The sequence below is a fragment of the Rhizobium sp. SL42 genome, from assembly GCF_021729845.1.
Taxonomy (GTDB): Bacteria; Pseudomonadota; Alphaproteobacteria; order Rhizobiales; family Rhizobiaceae; genus Allorhizobium.
This window is the reverse complement of sequence record NZ_CP063399.1, coordinates 72,887-96,812: the sequence shown is the minus strand read 5'-3', so window position 1 is coordinate 96,812 and position 23,926 is coordinate 72,887. Positions and strand designations below refer to the sequence as shown.

Annotated in this window: 25 protein-coding genes and 1 pseudogene; 19 read left to right on the top strand and 7 right to left on the bottom strand. The window is 58.2% G+C overall.

Going from position 1 to position 23,926, the window contains the following annotated elements:
* The first annotated feature begins 66 nt into the window (after nucleotides 1-66).
* The 7 genes from IM739_RS22760 to IM739_RS22730 all read left to right on the top strand — a co-directional run bounded on the left by IM739_RS22760 (nucleotide 67) and on the right by IM739_RS22730 (nucleotide 6,339).
* Nucleotides 67-801 (top strand): ABC transporter permease, encoded by a 735-nt coding sequence (locus tag IM739_RS22760; protein WP_442981181.1) that lies wholly within the window; start codon nucleotides 67-69, stop codon nucleotides 799-801.
* The gene (locus IM739_RS22755) at nucleotides 798-1,859 is read left to right on the top strand and encodes an ABC transporter substrate-binding protein (protein ID WP_237371920.1); all 1,062 of its coding nucleotides are present in this window, start codon (nucleotides 798-800) and stop codon (nucleotides 1,857-1,859) included. Before IM739_RS22760 ends, IM739_RS22755 begins: the two co-directional genes overlap by 4 nt.
* Before the next feature lie 116 nt (nucleotides 1,860-1,975).
* Nucleotides 1,976-2,686, top strand: coding sequence for a winged helix-turn-helix transcriptional regulator (locus IM739_RS22750; protein ID WP_237371989.1), 711 nt, complete (start codon nucleotides 1,976-1,978; stop codon nucleotides 2,684-2,686).
* Between the two features lie 106 nt (nucleotides 2,687-2,792).
* The gene (locus tag IM739_RS22745) at nucleotides 2,793-4,046 is read left to right on the top strand and encodes an aminotransferase class I/II-fold pyridoxal phosphate-dependent enzyme (protein ID WP_237371919.1); all 1,254 of its coding nucleotides are present in this window, start codon (nucleotides 2,793-2,795) and stop codon (nucleotides 4,044-4,046) included.
* Between the two features lie 38 nt (nucleotides 4,047-4,084).
* Entirely contained in the window at nucleotides 4,085-4,786 is a 702-nt protein-coding gene (locus IM739_RS22740) for an autoinducer binding domain-containing protein (protein ID WP_237371918.1), read from the top strand.
* Between the two features lie 101 nt (nucleotides 4,787-4,887).
* Nucleotides 4,888-5,793, top strand: a complete 906-nt coding sequence (locus IM739_RS22735) for a nucleotidyltransferase and HEPN domain-containing protein (protein ID WP_237371917.1) — start codon at nucleotides 4,888-4,890, stop codon at nucleotides 5,791-5,793.
* A gap of 267 nt (nucleotides 5,794-6,060) precedes the next feature.
* Entirely contained in the window at nucleotides 6,061-6,339 is a 279-nt protein-coding gene (locus IM739_RS22730) for an HU family DNA-binding protein (RefSeq protein WP_237371916.1), read from the top strand.
* Nucleotides 6,340-6,794: 455 nt separating this feature from the next.
* On the opposite strand, the gene IM739_RS22725 is transcribed toward IM739_RS22730, so the two are convergent.
* Complete coding sequence (locus tag IM739_RS22725; RefSeq protein WP_237371915.1) at nucleotides 6,795-7,004, bottom strand: hypothetical protein; 210 nt, start codon at nucleotides 7,002-7,004, stop codon at nucleotides 6,795-6,797.
* A gap of 108 nt (nucleotides 7,005-7,112) precedes the next feature.
* A complete protein-coding gene (locus tag IM739_RS22720) occupies nucleotides 7,113-8,900 on the bottom strand; it encodes a methyl-accepting chemotaxis protein (protein WP_237371914.1) in 1,788 nt (595 codons plus the stop codon).
* A 233-nt stretch (nucleotides 8,901-9,133) separates the two neighbouring features.
* Here IM739_RS22720 and IM739_RS22715 point away from each other — a divergent pair, with 233 nt between their 5' ends.
* The gene (locus tag IM739_RS22715; protein WP_237371913.1) at nucleotides 9,134-9,328 is read left to right on the top strand and encodes a hypothetical protein; all 195 of its coding nucleotides are present in this window, start codon (nucleotides 9,134-9,136) and stop codon (nucleotides 9,326-9,328) included.
* Between the two features lie 572 nt (nucleotides 9,329-9,900).
* On the opposite strand, the gene IM739_RS22710 is transcribed toward IM739_RS22715, so the two are convergent.
* A complete protein-coding gene (locus IM739_RS22710; RefSeq protein ID WP_237371912.1) occupies nucleotides 9,901-11,004 on the bottom strand; it encodes an RES family NAD+ phosphorylase in 1,104 nt (367 codons plus the stop codon).
* Nucleotides 11,005-11,011: 7 nt separating this feature from the next.
* A protein-coding gene (locus IM739_RS22705; protein ID WP_237371911.1) for an IS3 family transposase occupies nucleotides 11,012-12,111 on the bottom strand; the annotation gives its coding sequence in 2 pieces (ribosomal slippage) (nucleotides 11,012-11,859 and nucleotides 11,859-12,111; 1,101 coding nt in all).
* A 71-nt stretch (nucleotides 12,112-12,182) separates the two neighbouring features.
* Here IM739_RS22705 and IM739_RS22700 point away from each other — a divergent pair.
* Nucleotides 12,183-12,329, top strand: a complete 147-nt coding sequence (locus tag IM739_RS22700; protein ID WP_237371910.1) for a hypothetical protein — start codon at nucleotides 12,183-12,185, stop codon at nucleotides 12,327-12,329.
* A gap of 499 nt (nucleotides 12,330-12,828) precedes the next feature.
* Here the strand turns inward: IM739_RS22700 and IM739_RS22695 are convergent, their stop codons facing one another.
* Both IM739_RS22695 and IM739_RS22690 read right to left on the bottom strand, forming a co-directional pair.
* Nucleotides 12,829-13,002 (bottom strand): hypothetical protein, encoded by a 174-nt coding sequence (locus IM739_RS22695; RefSeq protein WP_237371909.1) that lies wholly within the window; start codon nucleotides 13,000-13,002, stop codon nucleotides 12,829-12,831.
* 457 nt (nucleotides 13,003-13,459) lie between these two features.
* Complete coding sequence (locus tag IM739_RS22690; RefSeq protein WP_009109855.1) at nucleotides 13,460-13,729, bottom strand: DUF982 domain-containing protein; 270 nt, start codon at nucleotides 13,727-13,729, stop codon at nucleotides 13,460-13,462.
* Between the two features lie 355 nt (nucleotides 13,730-14,084).
* Here IM739_RS22690 and IM739_RS22685 point away from each other — a divergent pair, with 355 nt between their 5' ends.
* From IM739_RS22685 to IM739_RS22650, 8 genes are all read left to right on the top strand, one after another.
* Entirely contained in the window at nucleotides 14,085-14,441 is a 357-nt protein-coding gene (locus IM739_RS22685; RefSeq protein WP_237371908.1) for a hypothetical protein, read from the top strand.
* A 358-nt stretch (nucleotides 14,442-14,799) separates the two neighbouring features.
* The gene (locus tag IM739_RS22680) at nucleotides 14,800-15,048 is read left to right on the top strand and encodes a hypothetical protein (RefSeq protein WP_237370224.1); all 249 of its coding nucleotides are present in this window, start codon (nucleotides 14,800-14,802) and stop codon (nucleotides 15,046-15,048) included.
* Nucleotides 15,045-15,332, top strand: a complete 288-nt coding sequence (locus IM739_RS22675; protein WP_237371907.1) for a DUF1488 family protein — start codon at nucleotides 15,045-15,047, stop codon at nucleotides 15,330-15,332. The genes IM739_RS22680 and IM739_RS22675 overlap by 4 nt, the downstream gene beginning before the upstream one ends.
* 669 nt (nucleotides 15,333-16,001) lie before the next feature.
* Nucleotides 16,002-16,280, top strand: a complete 279-nt coding sequence (locus tag IM739_RS22670; protein ID WP_237371906.1) for a hypothetical protein — start codon at nucleotides 16,002-16,004, stop codon at nucleotides 16,278-16,280.
* A gap of 15 nt (nucleotides 16,281-16,295) precedes the next feature.
* A complete protein-coding gene (locus tag IM739_RS22665; RefSeq protein WP_237370228.1) occupies nucleotides 16,296-16,499 on the top strand; it encodes a hypothetical protein in 204 nt (67 codons plus the stop codon).
* Nucleotides 16,500-16,596: 97 nt separating this feature from the next.
* Nucleotides 16,597-18,876: a glycosyltransferase family 4 protein gene (locus tag IM739_RS22660; protein ID WP_237371905.1), complete on the top strand. Its 2,280-nt coding sequence runs from the start codon at nucleotides 16,597-16,599 to the stop codon at nucleotides 18,874-18,876.
* A 38-nt stretch (nucleotides 18,877-18,914) separates the two neighbouring features.
* Entirely contained in the window at nucleotides 18,915-20,228 is a 1,314-nt protein-coding gene (locus IM739_RS22655) for a glycoside hydrolase family 130 protein (protein ID WP_237370230.1), read from the top strand.
* Between the two features lie 40 nt (nucleotides 20,229-20,268).
* A complete protein-coding gene (locus tag IM739_RS22650) occupies nucleotides 20,269-21,399 on the top strand; it encodes an AGE family epimerase/isomerase (RefSeq protein WP_237371904.1) in 1,131 nt (376 codons plus the stop codon).
* Nucleotides 21,400-21,696: 297 nt separating this feature from the next.
* Here the strand turns inward: IM739_RS22650 and IM739_RS22645 are convergent, their stop codons facing one another.
* Nucleotides 21,697-22,344 (bottom strand): TetR/AcrR family transcriptional regulator, encoded by a 648-nt coding sequence (locus IM739_RS22645; protein ID WP_237371903.1) that lies wholly within the window; start codon nucleotides 22,342-22,344, stop codon nucleotides 21,697-21,699.
* Between the two features lie 217 nt (nucleotides 22,345-22,561).
* Here IM739_RS22645 and IM739_RS22640 point away from each other — a divergent pair, with 217 nt between their 5' ends.
* A complete protein-coding gene (locus IM739_RS22640; protein ID WP_237371902.1) occupies nucleotides 22,562-23,455 on the top strand; it encodes an NAD(P)/FAD-dependent oxidoreductase in 894 nt (297 codons plus the stop codon).
* Nucleotides 23,456-23,510: 55 nt separating this feature from the next.
* A pseudogene (locus tag IM739_RS22635) lies at nucleotides 23,511-23,890 on the top strand (antibiotic biosynthesis monooxygenase family protein).
* The last annotated feature ends 36 nt before the right edge of the window (nucleotides 23,891-23,926 follow it).

Genomic DNA, 23,926 nt, shown 5'->3' with positions numbered 1-23,926 from the left:
GCTTTCACCATCGTGGGCGGGCTTATCGTGGCATCGATCCTCTTCTTTCTCGTGTTGCCGACCCTGATGATCCTGCCGATGTCGCTCAGCATGTCCACACATCTGCAGTTTCCACCTGAGGGGCTGACACTCGACTGGTACAGGGCCTTTTTCGGGGATCCCGACTGGATGGCGGCAATGTGGTTCAGTCTACGGATTGCGATTGCGACGTCCCTTACGGCAACCGTGATCGGCACCATGGCAGCCTTGGCTATCGAGCGTGGCGACATGCCCTTCAAGGGGCTGCTCAATGCGCTTGCGCTAGGACCAATGATTGTCCCGCACATCGTGATGGGTGTGGCGCTCTATCTGGTGTTTGCGCCAATGCGGTTGACCGGCACGCTGGTTGGGTTCCTGACGGCACATACGGTGCTGGCAGTGCCCTTCGTCATCATCACTGTGTCTGCGGCGCTCAAGCGACTGGATCCGGCCCTTGAACTTGCTGCACTCAACTGTGGCGCAAGTCGCCTCCAGAGCTTTTTCCACGTGACCCTTCCCAATATCGGCGCAGGGATTGGTTCAGGTGCCGTCTTCGCCTTCCTCGCGTCTTTCGATGAGGCAACGGTTGCCTTCTTCATTTCCGACGTTGGCGGCAAGACCATCGGTCGCAAGATGTTCGAAGACATCGATTTCAACCTGACCCCGGTGATCGCGGCCGCTTCCAGCGTCACGGTTATCGCCTCCCTTTTGCTCATCGGCCTCATGCATTTCCTCGCGAAGGCCGCAAATCCCCAGAACCCTACAGGAGTGGAACATCCATGAGGACGATCTATGCAATCAGCCTGTCTGCCTTGAGCCTTCTGGTCGGCACGCTTGCGGCCGACCGACCAGCAGATGCTGCAGAACCGATCATCATCGCATCGACCGGCGGCGCCTATGACCGCGCACTGAAGGAAGCCTGGTTCGATCCCTTCACTGCTGAGACCGGCATTCCCGTGACGATCGTGTCCGCCACCAATGCGGAAATGCGCGCCAAGGCTGCGGCCATGGTCAAGGCGGGCAATGTCACCTGGGATCTCTATCTTGAGGGCGAAATCCAGGCGGCCTCCGAAGCCCACCGGCTGGTGACGGAGGACCTGACCGAGTTTTGCCGACAATTTTCGACAAAGGCGGACCTTGCCAGCAATGCCTGCGCTGCCGGTGGTGCGCTCTTGCAATCGACTGCCACCCTGCTGGCCTACAGACAGGACGAGGGCATGAATGAACATCCCCGGACATGGGCTGACATGTGGGACACCAAGGCCTTTCCCGGTGGTCGCGCCTTTCCGAACTTTGACGATCCATGGCGGGTTTTGGCCGCGGCTCTTCTTGCCGATGGCGTGAAAAAGGACGAGCTTTTTCCCCTTGATGTGGACCGCGCCTTTGCCAAGTTGGACGAGATCCGCGACGAGGTCACAGTCTGGTGGAAGACCGGCGACCAGAGTGTCCAAGGGTTCCGCAATGGAGAATACGACCTCGGACAGATCTGGCTGACACGCGCAAGAGCGATGAAGAACGATGCCTTGCCGATCGGTTGGTCCTATGAGGCTTCGTTCCTAGTGGGTGACCGCGTCGCCGTGGTCAAGGGTGCGCCCAACCGGGAGAATGCCCTGAAGCTGATCGCCTTCTGGCTCGACAATCCAGAGGTCCAGGCGAAGGCCTGCGATGTTCTGTCCTGCACGCCGCCGAGCACCGAGGCGATCGCGCTGATGTCAGAGAAAACCCGTCAGTCGATGCCGACACCCGAGGACATCAAGACCAATGTCATCGTGCCAGATGCGGTGTGGATCAACGCCAATGCGGCCATGCTGCTGCAACGCTGGAACAACTGGGTACGCTGACCGAGCCTCTTCGATGAATGCCGGTACCGGCATGCGAGGATTGAGTGTCGACCAGCCAATGTGATCGCATTGGCTGGTCTATGAAGATCCCACACACATGGAGGCGAGCGGGTTTGATGACTGATCTGGTAATGATCTATTCCATGGATCCGGATTTCTACATGCTGATGAGCCATATCCTGTCTTCATCTGGGTTCAGGACAATGCCAGCCGATGACCTGGCTTCGATCCTCAGTGCGCCACCGCCGACAATTGCTGCAATTCTTGTCGATACCGGCGACAATGTCGATCAGTTGGTCCGATTCTGTGGTCAGGTGAAAGCACATGGTCTGACGGCGCAATTGCCAATCGTTGCATTGATACGGGCCCGCCACGAGCAGAGTTATCTCCTTTTGCTCAAAGCAGGCATAGATGAGGGGTTTGTGCGGCCCGTCTCGCCCGAGCGCGTCCTCGCCTATCTGCACGGGCTGGCGGGCACCAACACCAAAACCGGTGAGAAGGCAGGTTTCGCTCCTGTTGTCTGCCATTTCGGCGATATTGAAATCGATACCCAGACCCGGCTTGTCCGCAGCGCACAAGGCAGCGCGCAACTGAGCCCAATCGAGTTCCGCTTGCTACGGCGTCTTCTCCAGACGGCCGGTCATGTTGTGTCTCGCGCCGAATTGATCGAAGCGGCATGGCCCGGGCACAGCCATGTCAGCACCCGCACCGTTGATGTGCACATTGCAAATCTGCGGCGCGACATGGCGGCCACAACTGGGCACACCCATATCCGCACCGTGAGATCAAGCGGCTATGTCGCGGTTGTCCGCGGATCGGGAGGCTGAACCCTCCAGATCTTTGAACAATCTTGAAGTTTTCTTTGCACAAGCTTCGTTGTCACAAAAAGGAAACAATGGCCAACTGCTCGCGAAAGTAGCAAGGAAGGCCAATATGAGCAATGCAGTTCAGCCGCCGGATGGTCCAAGACTTCCAACCCATTTCCGCAACACTGCAACGATGATCGATGCAGCAGGTGCCAATTTCGAGGAAGCGCACTACCAGGGAATCATGGCGCTCTATGCGGCGCCTGTGTCCGGCCGGACGGTTCGGCTCACGGCGGAGGATCGCGATATCACCGATTTTGTCCGCTGCTCCTATCTCGGTCTGGACAATCATCCGGAAATCGTTGCGAGCGCTAAGAGGGCGGTCCATGATGCAGGGACCTTGCACTGGTCTTGTGCCAGGACGAGGCTGAACTTCAGCATCTTGGGCGAGCTTGAGGAAAACCTGTCGGATCTGTTCCAGGCAAGAGTCATCACATTCACCACCGTGCTGGCCGCCAATATGAGCGCCCTGCCTCTGCTTGCCTCCGGCCATCTGACCGGCGGCGTAAAACCACTTGTCGTCTTCGACCGGTCCGCTCATGCGACGCTTGCCCAGCACAAGGCTACCGTCGCCGGCGAAACGGCAGTGGATACCATCCAGCACAATGACATGATCGCGCTGGAGGCGCTTTGCCGCAGCCATCCTTGCGTCGCCTATGTTTGTGACGGCGTCTATTCCATGGGCGGCAGCGCCCCGTTGAAGGCGCTTCGCGCGTTGCAGGAGAGGTATGGCCTCTTTCTCTACATTGATGATGCCCATGGCATTTCACTCTTTGGCGAAAACGGATCTGGTTTTGCCCGGTCCGAATTTGCCGAGCTTGGCGACAGGACGATCGTTGCCGCCTCGCTTGGCAAGGGTTTCGGTGCGTCCGGTGGTATCCTGATGCTCGGCACCGCTGCCCAGGAACTGCTGTTTCGCCGATTTGCCGTGGCACATGCATTTTCGGCGTCGCTGAACACGGCTGCGATCGGGGCGGCTGCGGCGTCGGCAGAAATCCACAGAAGTCGAGAGCTGGCAGAGCGTCAGCATGCACTTCGACGCAATCTTGCACTGCTTGACCAGTTGCTGCCGACCCGTGACCGAACAATAGACCTGCCGATCCGCACTATCCGCTTTGGCGACGAGCTTATTTCGGTGGCTGCAGCGCGCCAGCTACTGAAACTCGGCTTCTACACGTCTGCGATCTTTTTCCCGACAGTGGCGCGCGGCGATGCCGGTTTGCGCATCTGCCTCACTGCATCGCACACCGAGGCGCAAATCCGTGATCTTTGCCTTGCCATCGAAGTGGTGAGAGCTGAGATCCGCGACGCAGGCGCGTGAGAGACAAGACGGCCATCAATCAGACGAGGAGATCCTGCGTGAGTTCCTGGCTTCAATCCATCATTGATAGGGTCGCAATTACAAAAAATCCGGATCAGCTTGGCGAAGAACTGGCGCAGGTCATCCAGCAGGCGGGCTTTGAGTACTTTACCTATATGCACTCCTGCTCCAATGGCGCCAATTTTGTCACCAATACACACCCCGACTGGCAGACACTGTATTTCGACATCACCGCCAATTGCGTCGATCCAATGTTAGCGCTGGCACGCGGCAGAATGAGTGTATTTAGCTGGGATATTCCTACCCTGCGGCAGATTGCGTCACGATCGGCCAGGCTCCTGTTGGATGATGCTCACCGGCGTGGAATGCGCTTTGGCCTCACCATTCCGATAGAGACCGGGTTCGGTCACATCGCCGTTCTGATACTGACCTCTGCCACCCAAGCCATCAGCCTGAAACCGGTCGATGAAGTGAAGGCTGCGACCGTTGTGGCACTCTTGTATGCGCGCTATCAAAACCGTCCCGCAGTTGGCCGCGACCCGGAGCCTGTCAGTCTGTTGCCGATGCAGGCCGTCTGCCTGCGCTGGTCGGCCGAGGGAAAGACGATGAGGGACGCGGCAATGCTTGAAGGCCTCAGTTTGTCGACAGTCGCATTCCACCTCAGTAATGCCCGGCGAGCGCTTGGCGCCGCCAGCATGGCCCAGGCGATCGCAATCGCGACCCAGCGCCAGCTGATTTGAGCGGGATTCACACAAAAGCCGACAGAAGACGGCGGCTTTTCCTTCAAAAACTATGAAATGTGCGAGTAGACGGAGCACAACCTTTGTCCTATCGATTGGCTATGAAATCGAGCCTTGAGCACCTCCCGGAAAAGAAACAGCGTGAGCTTGCTCGCGTCGTCGAGATCATCGAGGAAGAGTTTGCAGACGCCCTTTCCGGCGCCGAAGCCGACTTCAAGAAGCGCGGCCGCATCCTCAAGATCATCCTCTTCGGGTCCTACGCACGGGGAACCTGGGTCGACGAGCCCCATACGATGAAGGGCTACAGGTCCGACTATGACGTCCTTGTCATCGTCAACACCGGCAAGCTCGCCGACCGCCAATACTGGGACAAGGCGGAGGATCGCCTTCTGTGGGATCCCGGTGTGAAGACACCTGTTGGCCTGATCGTGCATGGACTGCGGGAGGTCAATAAGGCTCTAAAGGACGGCCAGTATTTCTTCGCCGATATTCGCCGCGAAGGTATCGTCCTGCACGAGATCGATGAGGAGCCACTGGGAGAGCCTAAAAATCTATCAGCTCTCGATGAGTTAAAAATCGCACGGGCCCATTTTGATAGGCAGGCAGGTAGCGCTCGCTACTATTGCCAACTAGCGCGGTATGCTGTTGCAGATGGTATGCTAAATCATGCAGCCTTCAATCTTCATCAAGCGACCGAAACTCTCTATTCTTGCCTACTTCTGACTCTAACCAACTACAGCCCTCCCTCGCACAATCTAAAGTTCCTGCGCGGGTTGGCCGAAGACCTAGATCGGAAGCTGGTGGAAGTCTGGCCGCGTGATCAGCACAGGTTTACCGCTTGGTATAATGTGCTCAATGAAGCCTATGTGAAGGCGCGTTACTCGGAACATTTCGAGATCAGCGATGAGGCGCTGTCATGGCTGATCGGACAGACACAGCTGCTTCAGGCGACCGTCGAGACAATCTGCCGTGAGCACATCCAAGTACTCGAAGGTAAACTAATCTGACTTGATGCAGCCGGTTACTTCTGGCCGTTCGTTCGAACCCCGGGGATGGATACGGCGCACGGGCAAACCTGTGTGGCAACGGGTTGCCAACGGGTCCGCGAACTCCAATCCGTCCTCAATGTACTTGGGAAAACGCCAAAATGCGGCCCCTGAAGGGAACGAACTGTGGAAATCCTGTATATACCTGTCGCTTCGGCACGGCCTTCAATGACAACAGGATCATAAGCTGGCAGGCATTCAATCTCATTTAGAGATGCGAGGAAATCCATGACCACCACCAACGAAATTGCAGACAAGATTGCATCAGCAAACAACCTGACGAAAGTTCAGGCCAAAGGCATCGTCGAGGCCGTGTTCCAGGCCATCGCGGATGCGGCGAGCTCCGACGCAGAAACCTCAATCCCAGGATTCGGGAAGTTCAAGGTTAAGGCCTCGCCGGAGCGCGAAGGCCGCAATCCTGCTACCGGCGAGAAAATGACTGTTGCAGCTTCGAGGAAGCTAGCCTTTACGCCGGCCAAGGCGCTCAAGGATGCACTGAACAGATAGTTCAGGTGCGGCTCCGCCGCGACGGCCGGGCCCCTCGTCGCTTCCCGCTAAACTTCCAGCGCGGCCGATCACAAGCGGGCCCCATTGCCTCGTTCAATCGGGGCGACGGCGCGCCGCCAAAATATGATGTCGAGGCAGCCGGACCGAGGCATGATTCTCCAGCAGCTTGATGATCAGCAAATGTGCTCTCGTCCCCACCATCCGGCGCGACAGCTCAGCCGTCTGCGTCTGGTCCCATCCGACCCGGCGCAGCACGGCATCGAAGCCCTAGCTTGTGAGTTGAATAATTATCTTGACGCTTCCATGCATGGCTGCAGTCGGCCCCAACCGGACATTGGGGGCCTCGAGCTGACAGGCCGCTTGGCGCCTAGGAGCGGTCATTTGCAACGAACCCGGTGTTTGACGTAAGGGGCATCAAGGAATGCATCACCTTGGCGTCGCACTTGAGGTTGAATCTAGGTTTGTTCGGCAAGGTCTAACTTGCCTGCCGTCTCACATCGGGAGGCTTCCTCCATCAAGTAGTATTTGATTGCGGACAGTGCGCCGTCAACGGCCCGCATGTAGTGCAGGAGCTGCTCCAAGTCCGAAAGCTGAGACAAAGCGCTTTCTGGCTGTTCTCCTTCATCAGCCACAACAGGTGACCTGAATTGTAAAATCACTGCCATGAGTTTCCCTCCTCAAGCCCGATGCCACTTCTAAGGAAACAAGGCAGGTCCGTGGGAAGAACACTGCCTTGCTACTAGTTGGCTAAGATATCGTGCTGGCGCAGGGGTTCAGAATTCTTCCCAGCTATCTCCAGATTTAAGTGCGGCACTACCATGAAAGGCTTGAGCTACCTTCGCCGTCATCTGGCGTGCCGGGGATGCCGCAGGCTTTGAAGCGCCATTCGCAGCGACAGGCACCGCGCGGTGGCTCACCGTTCCTCCACCGACGTTGAACTGGCCGAGGAGAGCGAACAACTGCTCTGCCTCCCGTGCCAGACTGTGGGCGGCGGCTGTCGTTTCTTCGACCATGGCAGCATTCTGCTGGGTGCCCTGATCCATAGTGTTAACGGCCGTATTGATTTCCTTCAACCCGGTCGCCTGCTCCTTCGAGGCTTCGACGATCGCCCCAACATTGCCATCTACCTGTACGACTTGGCTGACGATTTCCTGGAGAGCCTTACCAGTATTGCCGACCAGGGTTACGCCGCTCTTGACGTGTTCGTTGGAGGTGTTGATAAGCTCCTTGATTTCTTTTGCGGCCTTGGCAGAACGCTGGGCAAGCTCTCGCACCTCCTGTGCAACAACAGCAAAACCCTTGCCTGCGTCACCGGCCCGGGCCGCTTCGACTCCAGCATTCAATGCGAGCAGGTTCGTCTGAAAGGCGATCTCGTCGATGACGCCTATGATGTTCGCGATCTCTGCCGCCGATCGCTCGATTTTACCCATGGCATCAACCGCTTGCCCGACGACGTTCCCAGAGTTCTCGGCGTGCACCTTGGTTCGACGAACGAGTGTACCCGCCTCCTGGGCCCGGTGGCTGGAATCTGCAACTGTCGTCGTGATTTCTTCCAGGGCTGCAGCCGTTTCTTCCACGGATGCTGCCTGCTGCTCGGTTCGTTTCGAAAGGTCATTGGACGCCGACTGGATCTGCTGAGATGCGGCCGCGATGGCTCCGGCGTTCTGGGATATGTTCTGCAGCGTCGTACGAAGTTTCGACGATGTTTCATTGAAATCAAAGCGCAGTTTTTCGAGTGCCGGCAGGAAGGGGGACCGGAGTTCCTGAGTGAGGTCGCCTGCCGAGAGTGCCTGCATGGCACTCGCCAGCTGCTCGACATTGTTCACCCGGCCTGACACGTCAGTAGCGAACTTGACGACCTTAAACACTTTGCCGTTCATGTCGAAGATCGGATTGTAGGACGCCTGAATGTATACCGGCTTACCGCCCTTGCCGAGTCGCATGAATTCGTCAGATACAAACTCACCCCCGGCCAGTTTCGCCCAGAAGCGCCGGTAGTCTTCACTGTTCGTGTAGGCGTGCTCGCAGAACATTGAGTGGTGCTTTCCCTGAACCTCCGATAGCTGATAGCCGAGCGTTTTCAAGAAATTTTCGTTCGCCGTGAGGATCTCTCCCTTGGGCGTAAACTCGATGACGGCCTGCGAACGGGAAATCGCGTCAAGCTTACCTGCGTCTTCTGCGGCCTTGAGCTTTAGTTGCGTGATGACTGTCGCGAACTTAACCACCTTGTAGGGTTTGCCACCGCGAGAAACCGGATTATAGGAAGCCTCGATCCAGATCTCGCCACCATCTTTGGTGATACGCTTATACTGTCGACGATCATACTCGCCTCGCGAGAGCTTCGCCCAGAACTCCTTGTATTCTGAAGAGTTCACTTCCGCGGGATCGACGAACGTGCGGTGATGTTTGCCCACGATCTCGGACAACTGATAGCCCAGCGCGCGACAGAAATTCTCATTCGCTGTCAGGATCGTTCCGTCGAGCTTGAACTCAATTATTGCCTGAGACTTGCTCATGGCTTCCAATACGGCCTTTGCGTCAACGCCGCCAAATCCTAGCATTTCATTCCCCCGAGTATTCAGCTCGGCTCGCCAGCCAATCCGGCAAGCTTCGAGTAACCATCAAATCTGATGGTGCTAATTCTCAGATAGACGGGTTTACTATTCGTGAAGATGTGATGAGATCCGAGCATAAATCGCGAATATTCGACTATTCTTGTGAATCGTCAAATCGCATGCCGACTGGTGGCTGAACCGCAAATAGGCAGACAATCTCAGATAAACAAAGTGTGCCGATGAACACCGAAGCCGCGCTGCAACTGGAATTTTTAGACGCCGAGCGACCAGTCGAGAAACATGCCGTGACAGCGTGGCGCGGGATCTCGGTTGAGTACCAACGTCTGAAGCTTCCTGCTGAGTATGAATTTCAATGGGGCGGCAGTTGTCATATCTCGCCTGCCACGATCTGCGCGTTTCTGCGTCTGATTTAAGAGTTAGCTGCACCACGCTGATACGTCCAATCGAAAGCCGTGAACAGTCTGTACGCTGTGCATCTCGCACTGGCGACCATGCGGCACTACGAAAAGTGAGTGTCGGCTTGCTCGCACAAGTTGGTCAAAAGCTGACGGTTAGGATACGGCCCCTGTGCTGCCGGACGGCAAAGCGCCTCCATTTGGGACGTTAGCGTGATCCACTAAGGTGCTCGAGAGCGAACATGTCACTGTGGGAGCCGTATGTCACATGGGCGCCCTCAGCGGTCACTCCGTGCCCATCTTCCTTTCTCTGAAAAACAATTGCCGCAGGGAGCTTCGTCGTATGCAGCAGGCACTAGGTGTCCTTATCGCGGGGACCTCTCACGTTGGAAAGTCCACATTCGCCAAGGAGGTCGCACAATCGATAGAACGGCGGGACGTTTGTATGGCGCAGTAAGCTCAATGCCAATGGTGAGCCAGGTCCAGGGGATGCGACGGGGGGCACGCGTCGGTCCCGTTGCCGCGTGTGTGCTGGAATACGGCACACATCTTGCGAACGCCTTAGGTGACGGGAACTTTGGCTGAGAACATCAGAATGGGGTGTCAGTTTTGGTCCACCGATGTCGGCTGACCTTGTGCTGGCTGGTCTCGATTTTGACGCCTTCAATGACATGCACCCATACTGCTTGAGGGTCAATCCGGAGCGTGGTCTCGCGATAGTCCCCTTCGGCAATATCGTCCCAATCAGAGCTGGGTATCATAAATGGGTGGCGCGGCTTTTGCTCCTCGGGCACCCGTTCGGCGGGAGGTACTTCTTCGTAAACGGTGAAGTCTGGGTAGGGGCCTTCGTCATCGGTGGAGTGGGTTTGAGCGGAAATGTCGGTATCCTTCGGGATGTCCAGTTCTTCCACCCGCGAAGATTTGTGGAACAGGACAACGTTGAGTCCCCAACCGGTCGCTTGGACGGACGGGAATATGATGCCGTCCAAAGGGGTCTTACTCTCTGTGGCGAGAAAGTCGGCAACAGCTTGTGTTGGCAGATAGTCCGACATTTGATCGTCAGGCATCACTGGTCTTGACATGCGCCGCGTCAACGTCTTCATGAACCGCATCCGCCCTAGACGGACAGCATATTGAGGATCGAAGATGCTGCCGTCTTCCATGAGGTCCGGAAGCGAAGTCAAATCAAGAAGCCGAACCCGGCGCGCAATATCGAAGCGAGCAACCATCACGTGAGAACCGACTGGCGGGCGGACTTCCGCCAGTGCAATTCCGGCCTCGGTCGCTCCGTAGAAAACCGAGATGCCATGCGCGTTCATTCGGCCTGCCGATGCAAGGCGCGATGGTGGCGGTGCGAGACTGAGGTCTGGGCGAGCGAGGGCTGTTTCAAGCTGTGATGTTGATTGAAATACGCGAGCACGAAACAGTTGCGTCAACGCAGTCTCCGGGCCTGCATCAACGATAATGGGGCGACCGTTGCGCGTTTGCATCTCTCCGATCGTTGCAAACAGATCGTCTAACTGCCTTGCCGCCGTGCGGCTGAAAAAACGGGCCTCGGATTTAATGGATGTTTCGAATGCCTGCCATCCCTCTTGCCAATCGTAGTCGTCGGGTGTGATCTGTTCGTAGCGGGCATCAGGGTTGACCTGAGACCCATCTCCCCTCCAGTTTTCAGGAGAGTCTTGGATCTTCAATCTGGCTTTATGCGGCCTGTTTTTCCATAGCCATTTTCACGGCGAATTCGTTGGGCGTGATATTGCCCAGCGATGAATGCGGTCGTTGCTTGTTGTAATCCTCCTTCCATGCGGTGATCTCGGCTCTGGCGTGAGGCAGTGACGAGAATAGTGTTTCGTTGAGGCACTCGTCGCGGAAACTACCATTGAAGCTTTCCACGAAGCCGTTTTGCATCGGCTTTCCCGGTGCAATGTAGTGCCATTCGACACGTGTCTGCTGGCACCATCTGAGGATTGCCATTGAGGTCAGTTCCGTGCCGTTGTCTGAGACAATCGTGTGAGGGCGTCCGCGTTGAGCCATGACGATATCGAGTTCACGCGTGACGCGCAGACCCGAAAGGGATGTGTCGGCGACCAGCGCCAGGCATTCTCGCGTAAAGTCATCGACGACGGCCAAGACGCGGAACCGCCGCCCATCGGTGAATGCATCACTGACGAAGTCGAGGCTCCACCGTTCGTTGGCCCGTGACGGCAGCGCGATGGGCCGTCGTGTTCCCAATGCCCGCTTACGGCCGCCGCGCTTGCGAACTGCAAGCTTTTCCTCACGGTAGAGGCGACGCAGCTTCTTCAGGTTCATGACAATGCCCTGCCGATCCAGCATCACATGGATGCGGCGATAACCGAAGCGGCGGCGCTCGGACGCAACCTGCCTCATGGCCTCTCGAATGGAGGCATCGTTCGGCCGAACGCTGCAATATCGCACGCTCGACCGATCAATGGTCAGGATCGCACACGCCCGACGCTGGCTCACGTCATGCTCCTTGCAGACATGGGCCACCGCATCCCGCCTTGCGCCGGGCGTCACCATTTTTTTGAGGCAACATCCTTCAAAATGGCGTTGTCCAGCATCGCCTCGGCGAGCAGCTTCTTCAGCTTGGCATTCTCATCTTCCAAAGCCTTCAGCTTGCGGGCATCGGATACATCCATGCCGCCATACTTGGCCTTGTATTTATAGAACGTCGCCTCGGATATTCCGTGCTTGCGGCAGACATCAGCCGTTCTCTGGCCGCTCTCCTGCTCCTTCAGCATTCCGATGATCTGCTCGTCCGTAAACCGTGCACGCTTCATTCCGTCCGTCTCCTTAATACGACGGACTCTACCAAAAATTGGAGGAAGTTCAGGGTCTCAGGTCAACCCTCATGAAGCGACCGGACAAGTGGATGCCTGATGTGCCGGTCACATGGGACGAACACTGCGATCCTGACGAGACCGAGATCAAGTGGTTCGATAGCGAGGAAGAGGCTCGCGTCGCCCTCGCCACCACGGAGGGCTCGGACAATGGTTAAGCGAGACGTCTACATGGCCATCATGCACGCGGCCGCGAACGCTCGAGGACTTCATCTCACTGCGGACGAGGTGTGGGATCTGTCTCTAGACGACGCCATCGAAGCCCGTGCCGGCAATGCGCTAACGAAAGCGAGTACTCCGGCATGGCCTGCAAAAGCAGGGAATTCTGGCGAACGAAGAAGCCGTATCGGGTCGGCACGCCCTCGAACCTGACGGGGGGAGACTGACATGAGCGACATGCTCACGAAATGCGCCGCCTGCAACGGTCGGGGCTATCACAGGTGCGAGTGCTGGCCTGGCGATTGCATCTGCGGTCAAGACGACGAACCGTGCTGGGAGTGCGCCGGAGAAGGATGGATTGACCCCAGCTACGACGACTTCGACCCGACCCCAGCGCCCCAGACGAATTTGGCGGGTGAACATGCAGAGGCTGCTGTTTTAGCCGCAACGCACGATGGAGAAACGCATCGCGCACAAGCGCAGAACGAACCGCACCAGCTACGTGCCCCAGCCTCTCTCTCGACAGAAGCTCTCACCCGCAAGCATAGCGGCACGGCGATTTGGGAAGGGTCCGAGAAGGGTGATCTTTCCTCGAAAGGATACGACGACGGTTTTCGTCACGACGTCGTAGATGATGCTCATGTCGGCTTCGTAGAGGGGGTCGGCAGTCATATTGCTCTCAGATACAACGCGAGAGCTCCATTATCCCTCACCCGTCAGCTGCCTGACGATGATTCTGTCCTCGCGCAACATGGCAACGATGAACAACCCACGGCCTCATCACATGTGGCTGATCTAGAGGCGCAAGTAGCGTTCACACTGTCTGACGCGTCTCGCTTGCTCAAGAAACAGGATGTCCAAGAAGTCTGCCCGCACCCCGAAGATTGTTTTTATGAAACCGACCGCGCTCGGTGCGGGCCTTGCGCCGTGAAGGCATCGGCAGCCAAAGGCGTCGAAATTGACGATATACATTCACACCTACCGGAGGTGTGCCGCCTTCGACGCGAAGTAAGAGCCGCCGCGGCCCGCGTTGCCGAACTCGAGTCCTTGAACGATCTGCTGCGATCAGCCGTTGCCGCCACGGAGAGCTCGGAATGACCGTCGCCCTGACAGAACCCGCGGGCGGTGCCTAATGGCCATCAATTTTCACCATGCATTCCGCGTAGGCGGCAATGAAAGATACCCTAGATCGGTCCAAATCACGTCCGTGGCGAAGAGCAGCGCTACATTCGTTGATCGCATTCCAGTACGTTTTTCCGGAGCGCAATGGCAAGCTGTCCTGCAGGTATTTCAGGCCAGCACGGGGCCCCAAGATTGCGGTGTCGCAGAGGTCGCCTTCGCCAACCAAAACAGGCTGCTTCCAATTAAGTTGGAAGCCAATCTCGATCACAGAACCCATAGGAGGTTTCCTTCGGTTAGACCGAGAGAATGCCCCCGGAGACGGACCCTACCACGGCCCTCCACGGCGTGCACTTGCTAATCGGAGAGAGGCACCTTTCAGTGTCGCTGCTAGGTGGGGAATGAACCACTCAAACGTTCGCCGCAGGGTGTTCGACGCATCGCGCGCGATGGTGATCATCTCAGGATACCAATCAGAACTATACGACAGCGCCATGCGTGGATGGCACCGCGTCGAGACCATGGCCCGCACTGATGGGGCGAAAGCTCGGACAGAGGTCTTATGGATCAATCCGCCCGCTTGGTCGCCTGGAGCGAAACCAGTCCTACCTCTTCAACATTCCAGGAGATACTGCATGAGCAGGCGATGTGAAAACTGTGCGCACTGGTCATCGACGGGCAAGGTCTGGGGATCGTGCGATTACGCCTCGACGCGAGACGACGGCGACAAACTTGCCCACGCTTCCTACGTCCGCCTGGGCGACGAGAAGCAGGCGGAGCTTGAGACGAAATACAAGTTCGGCTGCGTCGTCTGGAAGACGCTGCGCACCCCATCGCCCCAGCCGAGGGTAACGGCCCATTGCGGCTGCTCAGCGCCTTCTCATTTCGGCATTGAAGGTGGTCGGTTGGATACCCGAAAGCAGTCGATCAGCTCGCCCTATCAGCAATGCGCCGCGAGCGAGCGTGGATTTATCGTTGTGCCCTTGATTTGAGCTGATGTGAACATGGCGCCGGAGCGGCAATTAGTTCCGCATCCACGCCAGCGCAAGGAGTGTGAATCACGACGACAGATTTCGTGGATCGCTCTGGCCGCACCGCTCAGGTTAAAGACATGCCACAGCAAGCCATCCCTTCTTTGAAGGCGACCGTAGAGGAGACTTTATTTGTGCCGGAGCGACGCGCGGCACTGACCATATGACGACGGCGACTCCGATCGTGCCCTATGGATATTTTTTAAAGGTCCTTGCAAGTTCTGACAAGCCAGCCCATATTCATCGAAGTGGCAGCCATTGAACGGGCACTGCCATTTTCTGGGCGGCACTCACCCTGGCCCCAATAAAGGAGGACGTCATGTCTTCCGACCTTCATCAGCCTATCGGCAGCTTCGACATCAACATCATCAGAAACGCGCTCCGGCATGCCGGGTTTCGCTATGAAGAACCGCTTTGCGAACTGGACCGCGGCGCGGCGCGGCATGCGATTACCCTCTACCAGAAGGGCGTCCACAGATCCGGCGAATTGATTTCCGCCGTGAACCTCTGGGCAGACAAGGCCGTCCTCGCGCGGCTGAAAAGTAGCTGTCAGGTCACGAGCCTGTGACCCTCTCTTTCCCCAATCCGACCCGTGCCTATGACGAGACCCGCGGTTTCATTCGTTTCATCGGGCATGATGGTCTGAACCAGGTTCTGTTTCTATTGCCTGTGGCACTCTTTGAGCGTGAGGGGGCGACCAACCGCCGGAAGGAGCGCGACTATCTCCTGGCATTCGATCGCCTGCGGGAGCGCATCCTGACGACAGCGAGACAAGCCTATCAGTCTCGGCGACGACATATGATCGAACTCGATCTCAGTGCATTCGGGTCGTCCCTCCAGTCGGCGACCTGACGACGCCAATCAAAGCGCTTGGCGAACTCGGAAGAGGAACAAGTCATGGTCGATCGTAAGCAATCCACTGCAGTGATCGTCCATGACGACCGCCTCTGGCAGACATTCGGCCTTCGACCATGCTGAAGAACGATCCTCCAGAGTGTGAGCGAAAGCTGGCTGATCTGGCGCTTCTGCGTGCGCTGCTCCACCGTTCAAGCTACTCGAGCGCGGGTCTCCGGGCGCAGTCAGGTGGCAACTATGCAAGAGAGGTCGTGATCATCGACCGCCTTCGCAAGGGAATGGTCATGAGCGATATGCAGGCAGCCGTCTGGGATACTGTTGTTTTCAGTCACGCTACGGCTATGTCGCGCTGGGAAGGCGAGGGCGGAAGTCCCTGTGGTCGCGATCAAGTTGCTACAACCGTGAGGAGCGGCGGCTAATGGGGACTTCGGACAAGGTGATCATACTGGCTGACATCCGTAAAAAGCGGATCGTGTCTGCGACATGCCGACCGAACGTCTTCGAGATCAGGTCAGGGGCCGGGAAGCGGCCGGATTGCAGTATCCATCCGTTTACAGCGCGGCCCGCTGTTCCGCCGAAGCAGGCTTGATGAACACTGAGGTCGCATCCCGAGCTGATCTCTGCACTGCCGCCACATGACACCGATCCCCCGCAAAGGAGTCTCAGATGTTTACGCGAACGAAGACGAGAACCGTGCATTTCGATGCGCCCTTCACCCTCAAAGGTCTGGACGGGCCATGTCCCGCTGGCGACTACCAGGTGCAGGACGACGAGGAACAGATCACCGGAATCTCCTGGCTCGCCTATCGGCGCGTGGCAACCATGATTGAAGTGTTTGCCGGCAAGAAGAAGAGCCTGGTCCAAATAGATCCGTCGGACCTGGATGCCGCTCTCGACATGGACAGAGTCCTTTCCGGCCAGAAAAGCCTGAACACAACGCACTGATGATTGGAGAAACTCATGCCTTCTCACCGTTTTATCGTCGGCCAAATGGTTCGTCTCGTGACCACAAAGGGTCTGTCGCCGGCCGCCGCCGTCACCTACACGATCGAGGCCCCCATGCCGGCCTATCACAATAGCCCGCAATATCGGCTCTGGAATGCCGAGCTTCAGCAGGGGCGCGTCGCTCTGGAGCGGGATCTGGAGGCTATCGGCTCGGCGTGAACCCGATGCCGAGGCGGGTGCATCCACCATGCGGTCGCGCTGTGCGTCACTGGCTTTTTTGGCGAGACCTCGCCACCATGTTCTGGAGGGAACGCAGATGAGCAGACCGACACGGATCGCCTTCATCGGCAATTCTCTTCCCCGGCAATGCGGCATAGCAACCTTTACCGGCGATCTCTCCCAGGCGCTGCTCGACTCGGTCGAGCCCGTCCAGACGAGCATCGTCGCCGTCACGGATGCCAAGCAGAGTTACGCCTATCCTGGCGATGTGATCTTCGAGATCCGTGAGGAGGAAGTCGAAGACTATGTGACGGCTGCGCGGGTTCTGAACGAAAGACGGTTCGATGTGGTTTCACTGCAGCACGAATTCGGCATCTTCGGCGGTCCGGATGGCGAACACATCCTCACGCTTCTGGAAAGCCTTAAAATTCCGCTGGTTACCACCTGCCATACCATCCTTGCCGAACCGACGCCGTCTCAACACCGCGTGTTGCAGAAAGTCGCGGCCCATTCCAGCCGCGTCGTCGTCATGGCGGAAAAGGGACGGACGCTGCTCGCGGAAATCTATGGCGTCGCGCCCCAGAAGATCGACGTCATCGCCCATGGCATACCCGACAGGCCCTTTCACGATCCGGACCTCGCCAAGATCGGACGTGGTTGCGCCGGCCGGCCGGTCATATTGACCTTCGGTCTTCTATCCCCCAACAAGGGTATCGAGGTTGTCATCGACGCCATGCCGTCGATTCTGAAGCAGAACCCCGATGCCCTGTATATAGTGCTCGGCGCGACCCATCCGACGCTTCTGCGCCAACAGCGCGAGGCCTATCGCGACAGTCTGCGCCAACGCACCGAGCGGCTGGGCGTCGATCATGCGGTGCAGTTTCTCAATCGTTTCGTCGATCTGCCGACGCTTCTCGACTTCATTGCCATGTGCGACGTCTATGTGACGCCCTATCTGGACGAGGCGCAGATGACCTCGGGAACGCTCTCCTACAGTTTTGGAATGGGCAGTGCTGTGGTTTCCACGCCCTATTGGCACGCTTGCGATCTCTTGGGCGACGGTCGCGGTGTGTTAGTTCCTTTTGGGGATGCGCTGGCGACGGCGAAGGCAATCGCTACCTTGCTCGGCGATGACAAGGGCCGGATGGCGATGCGCAAGGGGGCCTACGAAGCCGGTCGCGCGATGATCTGGTCGCATGTCGCCTCGCTCTATCTCGACAGCATGGCGAAGGCGCGCACCGCCTATCGGCCGAAACTCGTCAGCGATCTCATCTCGTTGCGGATCAAGCGCCCGCCGCAGCAGACGGCTTTGAAGCTGGGCCATCTACACACGATGTGCGACGACACGGGCATCATCCAGCATGCGGTGTTCTCGGTGCCGGACAGGTCACATGGTTATTGCGTCGACGACAATGCGCGAGCCCTGCTTCTGTCCTCGCTCCTTTCGGCCAACGGCGAGACGGGCATAGCGGACAGGGTGACAGCCTCCTTCGCGGCCTTCGTCGAACACGCCTGGAACCCCGATACTGGCCGTTTCCGAAACTTCATGAGCTACGACCGCCGTTGGCTCGAAGTGAAGGGCTCCGAAGATAGCCACGGGCGAACCCTCTGGGCGCTCGGGGCCTGCGCCCTGTCCGATACTGATGGGCCGCGTCGCCGATGGGCGAGTGCCCTCTTTGCCCGGGCGATGTCCGTCACGCTCGACTTCCGTTCCCCGCGCGCCTGGGCCTTCACGCTTCTCGGCCTCAACGATTATTGCGCGGCCAATCCTCAAGACCCCCACGCTCGCATGCTGCGCATACGGCATGCTGAAAACCTGATGGACCTGGAGCGTCGTGTGTCGGTGGGCGGCCGCCACTGGTTCGAAGAGGGACTGTCCTATGAAAATGCGCGGCTGAGCCAGGCCTTGATCATGACGGGCCTGTCGACCAAGGTGCCGGCTTTCGTCGAGACAGGTGTTGCGACGCTTGAATGGCTGATGACCCAGCAGACGGGCGAGAAAGGTCATTTTCGCCCCATTGGCACCGATGGCTTCTTCGAGGTCAGGCAGCCGCCCAAGCCTTTCGACCAACAGCCAGTCGAGGCGACGGCAACCGTGGCCGCCTGCCTTGCGGCCTACGAAGCGACCTCGGACAGGAGCTGGATCGAGGCCGCGCACAGGGCCTTCGACTGGTTCACGGGCAGCAATGATCACGGCATTTCCCTCGTTGACCCGGAGACGGGCAGTTGCCGCGACGGCCTGCATGTGGACCGCCCCAACGAGAACCGGGGTGCCGAATCCGTGCTCTGCTACCTGATCTCCTGCGTCGAGCTCGGTCGCGCCAACCAGATGCTGCGGCCGGTCATGCCGAGGGTCGGCGCCAGGCAATTGTCATGAGCCGCGCCATTCACAGCGAACATTCAGAAAGATCAAATTTGCCCCACTCGAGCCTCCTCAATCGGCAGGCCCTCTATCTGAGACCGGATCCGACACGGGTCATCGTGCGCCCGTTCAAGCCATCCACCGAACCGCGGCATCTCAATCCGCGCGACAAGACCAGGGCCAACGAAATCGTCGATCGCGTGCTGTCCTTGGACCCGACTTCGACCGCCAACCAGTTGCGCGACATTCTCGCCAATTTCGACGGCCGGCATCGGAACCTGTTGCGACAGTTCGAGCTGCGGGCGGACGCGATGGAGGATGCCTTCCTCCATCATCAACAGTTCAGTCAGCAGCAGAGGCAACTGGTCGGGGCCTATTTCATGAACGAATATTCGTTCGAGTCCGCCGCTCTGTTCAATCCGAGCATCGTGCCGCATCCGGATCAGTCCGGCGTTGCAGATGGGAGCCGCCGGCTGATCATTAGTCTGCGGGCTGTGGGCGAGGGACATATCTCCTCGCTCACCTTCCGCGCCGGCGTGATCGACGCGGAGGGGGCCGTCACCATCGATGCGCCGACGCAACTGGCAGGTCTGCCGGACATCCATGCGAGCGACGGCCTGGCGCCCGCCGGTTGCATCGGACTCAGTTTCAAGGAGGAAAGTGATCTTAGCGAGCGGGTCATCTTTCCGGTGACCGAGGCGCAGTCGAACGGCATCGAAGATGCCCGTTTCGTCGCCTTCGAGGACGAAGGCAAGACGATCTACTTCGCGACCTATACCGCCTATAGCGGCTCATCCATCCGCTCGGAGGTTCTGGAGACCACCGACTTCCTGAACTTCACCCTGACGCCGCTGCGGGGACCCGCCGCCCGCAACAAGGGCATGGCGCTCTTTCCCCGGCGCATCGATGGCCGCTACGCAATGATCGCCCGGCAGGACAGCGAAAACCTCTTTCTGCTCTATTCCGACGACCTGCATCAATGGGATGAAGGACGTTTGCTGATGAAGCCGGAATTCGCCTGGCAGTTCGTCCAGATCGGCAATTGCGGCTCCCCTGTTGAAATTGACGAGGGATGGTTGCTGTTTACCCATGGCGTGGGACCGATGCGGCGCTATGCAATCGGGGTGACGCTGCTCGACAAGCACGACCCGAGCATCATCCTGTCGCGGACGGTAGAGCCGCTGCTGCAGCCCGAACCGACGGAGCGCGAGGGCTATGTGCCGAATGTCGTATATTCCTGCGGTGCCATGCGGCATGGCGATCTGATTGCGCTGCCATATGCCGTCTCGGATACCTATTCCAACTTCACCACGATCAAGATCAGCAGGCTTCTGGAAACGATGCATCCCACCGGGGCAGCCTTGTGAATGCGGACAGTGGGTCGTCCGCCCCACCAGGCGATCGTCCATGAGCGTCCAGCAACTGAAACGCGTCTTCCTCGAGGAAATTTTGCCCACCTGGAGCAAATCCGGCTTCGACGAGACCTGCGGCCAATTTGTCGAATACCTGGAACTGGATGGGTCGCCGCAGGAAGCAGGTGAGGTGCGGACCCGAACGGTGGCCCGTCAGATCTATGTTCACGCCCATGCCGCCCATCTCGGTGTCGCCCCCTCAGCATCGCTCGCCATGGCAGAACGTGCCTTCGCCAACCTGCACCGCGTCGCCTGGGTCAGCGGGAAGCGCGGTGGCTATGCGAGAAGCTTCAACCGCCATACCGAGCTCATTACCGATCCTGTTCGCGATCTCTACGACAATGCCTGTGTGCTGCTCGCGCTCTCATGGCTGCTGACGGCGACCGGCAAGGACGTCTACCGACACCAGATCGACCAGACGATCCTGGCGGTCGACCGGACCCTGACAGACCCCTTTGGCGGCTGGGCCGAAGACAGCGATGGCACGCTTCCTCGCCGCCAGAACCCGCACATGCATTACCTCGAAGCCACATTGGCCTTGTGCGAGAACACCCGGACCTCCAAGCATATGAGGTCGGAAGGCAAGGCTTTCGCACTCTTGCGCTCGCATTTTTTCGTCGGACCAAAGGGGCCGCTTCACGAGTTTTTTGGCCCCCAATGGGAACTTGCCGACCGATACGGATCCGATCGGCTGGAGCCAGGCCACATGTGCGAGTGGGTCTGGTTGACGACCCGTCACGATAGTCTCGCTCGCAGCGATAACATCAATATATGCTTGGACCTGTTTTACACCGCGCTGGCGGTCGGGCGCATGGACGGCTCGATTTTCCTGGTCGATACCGTTTCGGGAGATAAGGCGATCAGCCCGTCACGGCGCCTATGGCCGCAGGTGGAGATGCTCAAGGCTTTCATGGCGCTCTATGAGCGATTTGGCTTTCCGGGATATCGGACAGAGGCGGACGACGTCGCCTCCGCAATCCTCGCTGCTTATATGACGGGAGTGCCACACGGCTGCTGGCACGACTGTCTCGACCTCAACGAGGTGCCGACGGCCCGCACTATCCCGGCTAGCTCACTATATCACCTCTGGACGACGATTGCGGCTTCGGCCGGAGATTTACGGTGAACCGACTCCTCCTGAAACGCAGAAATTGCTGAACAGTGGTGGTGTGGTCTGACTTCCAGAGTCTGGAGGGGCGAGCTCAACCATGACGACGAAGAACCATTCTGCCAGCTTTGGGCCGAGTTCGACCAAGCCGCCAGACTTTTGAATGTCGGCTCCGGCTTGCGGCACCTCAACTTCAGACAGTCCGCTCACGGCCCCATTGCGGAAACAGTTTCCGCCGTGCGCCCTCCTTTCCGCCATTCAGACCACCGTTGTACCTTCCCGAAAGCGGACGGTTTCTTCGCGGCCTCGTCCAGACTATCCGCCCGCGTGGTCGTTGCCGCGGTGCGCGGCGATGAACATGGCGACGGCCGAGCGGCAATAGGATTCGATCTCGTTGTCGTCCGAACCTTTCGCCTCGTCGAAGCGTGCGATAATCAAAAGATCTGAGCCCTTGAAAAGCGCACCGAACAAGCGGGCGGACTGGAGAGGATCGGGCACGTTCAGAAGCGCCTTTGCATGCAACTGACGCAACAGACCCTCGATTTGCGCAATGATATGCCCAGGGCCTGCTTCGTAATGGAGCTTGCTCAACGACTTCTGGTTTGGCGTATCGGCCATGACCATGGCTTCGACATTGCGGACCTCCGGGCGCAAAAGCGTGTGAAGCAGTGACGATCCCGCCGCCATGAGTTGATCTTCGGCTGAACCATCAACGCCTTCAAAGAGTTTCTGCGGCACTAACTGCTGGCAGCGGGCCGCAAAGGCCGCGCCAAACAGCGCCTCCTTGTTCTCGAAGTGCTTGTAGATGCTGAGCTTGGATATCTTCGCCCGCTGGGCGACCTTATCCAACGTCGCCGCATGAAATCCTAGTTCCTCAAACAGTTCGCACGCGGCATCGACGATCGTTTGGCCAAGCGCCTCGTTGGCGGGCCGGCCGCGTCGGTTTTGTACATTTTCATTCATGGCTATTGCGATCCTTGACAGTATCGTTATTTATCTTTAAGATACCATTCAGTATCTGAAACATGCAAGTCAAATTCCGCGACCTGAGCCACGAGGGTCCCATGCACCGACGAACACTGCTGAAGCTGGCCTCGCTTTCCGCCATTGGAGTCCCTCCTGCTGAGGCCGCCGCAAGATCCAATCCAGCCCCTCTATCCGCAACACGGAGCCCAACACAATGGATCACGTCATCATCATCGGCGGAAGCTTTGCTGGCCTCGCCGCCGCTCTGCAGCATGGCCGTGCCCGCCGCAATGTCATCGTTCTCGATACCGGCCTTCAGCGCAATCGATTCGCTGGCCGCTCTCACGGTGTGCTCGGCCACGATGACAAACGACCGTCCGAAATTCTGGCCGCGGCGCGGCAGCAACTCGCGCGCTACCCTGCTATAAGGATGGTCAATGCCCGCGCCGACAGTATCTCCGGTACCATCGACAATTTCTCCGTCCTTACCAGCGATGGTGAAACCCTTAGCGCGCGCCGCCTGATCCTGAGCTATGGCGTTGTTGACCAAATGCCTGAGGTTCCGGGTTTTGCCGAAAACTGGGGCACATCCGTTATTCCATGCCCCTATTGCGACGGCTTCGAAGTTGCTGACCAGCATTGGGGCCTCGTCTGGTCTAGCCCGCAGTCGATGAATCAGGTCAGGCTGTTTCACGATTGGACCGACAATTTGACGGTCTTCGCTGACGGCCACGACATCACACCCGACATGCGGGCCGATCTGACGGGCCGTCAGGTACCTGTCGTTGATGGACGGATCACCGGGATCGCACGTCATGGGAGCCACGGTGCCACCATCAAGATCGATACCGGCCCCGATGTCGCAGTCGACATCCTGTTCGCGCATCCGCGTACCAAGCCGTCCGCAAGCCTTCATGAATCCCTGGGCCTCGCCACCGTCAATACGCCAACCGGCATCGCCCTCAAGACCGACGAACGCCGCGAAACCAGCATGCCAGGCATCTACGCCGCCGGTGACCTCGCCAACCCCGGCATCCCCTCGGTTACCACGGCAACATGGCAAGGCGCGATGGCGGGTATCTTTGCCCAGCAATCGATGCTGGGTTGAAAACAAGCAGCATCGATCACGTCAGTTCCAATTTCACAATGACAGGAGCGCCACCATGGCCGCCGCAAAACCATTCATACCTCTTGACGAGAAATTTCCGTTCGACCGCCAACTCGGCATCGCGGCCGCGCCTCTCGTGCTCATCAACCTCATCACTGTCGGTGATCCCGCCGACGAAGCGGGCTTTCTGGACGCTTTCAAGGCGGCTGCCGAGGTCATAACAAAGGCACCGGCTTCATTTCCATGCAACTGCATCGAGCGATCGGCGATAGCCCGACGTACCTGAACTATGTGGTGTGGGAATCGACCGAGGCGGTCCGCGCCGCCTTCACTGATCCCGAGTTCCTCGCGAAACTTCCAGCATATCCGTCATCGGTCGAAGCCAGACCGCACCTGTTCCAAAAGTTCGCCGTCGCCGGCTTTTGCAAGGCCTGACCGAGACTGATCACGGCAGAAATAGGAGGGAAGAGT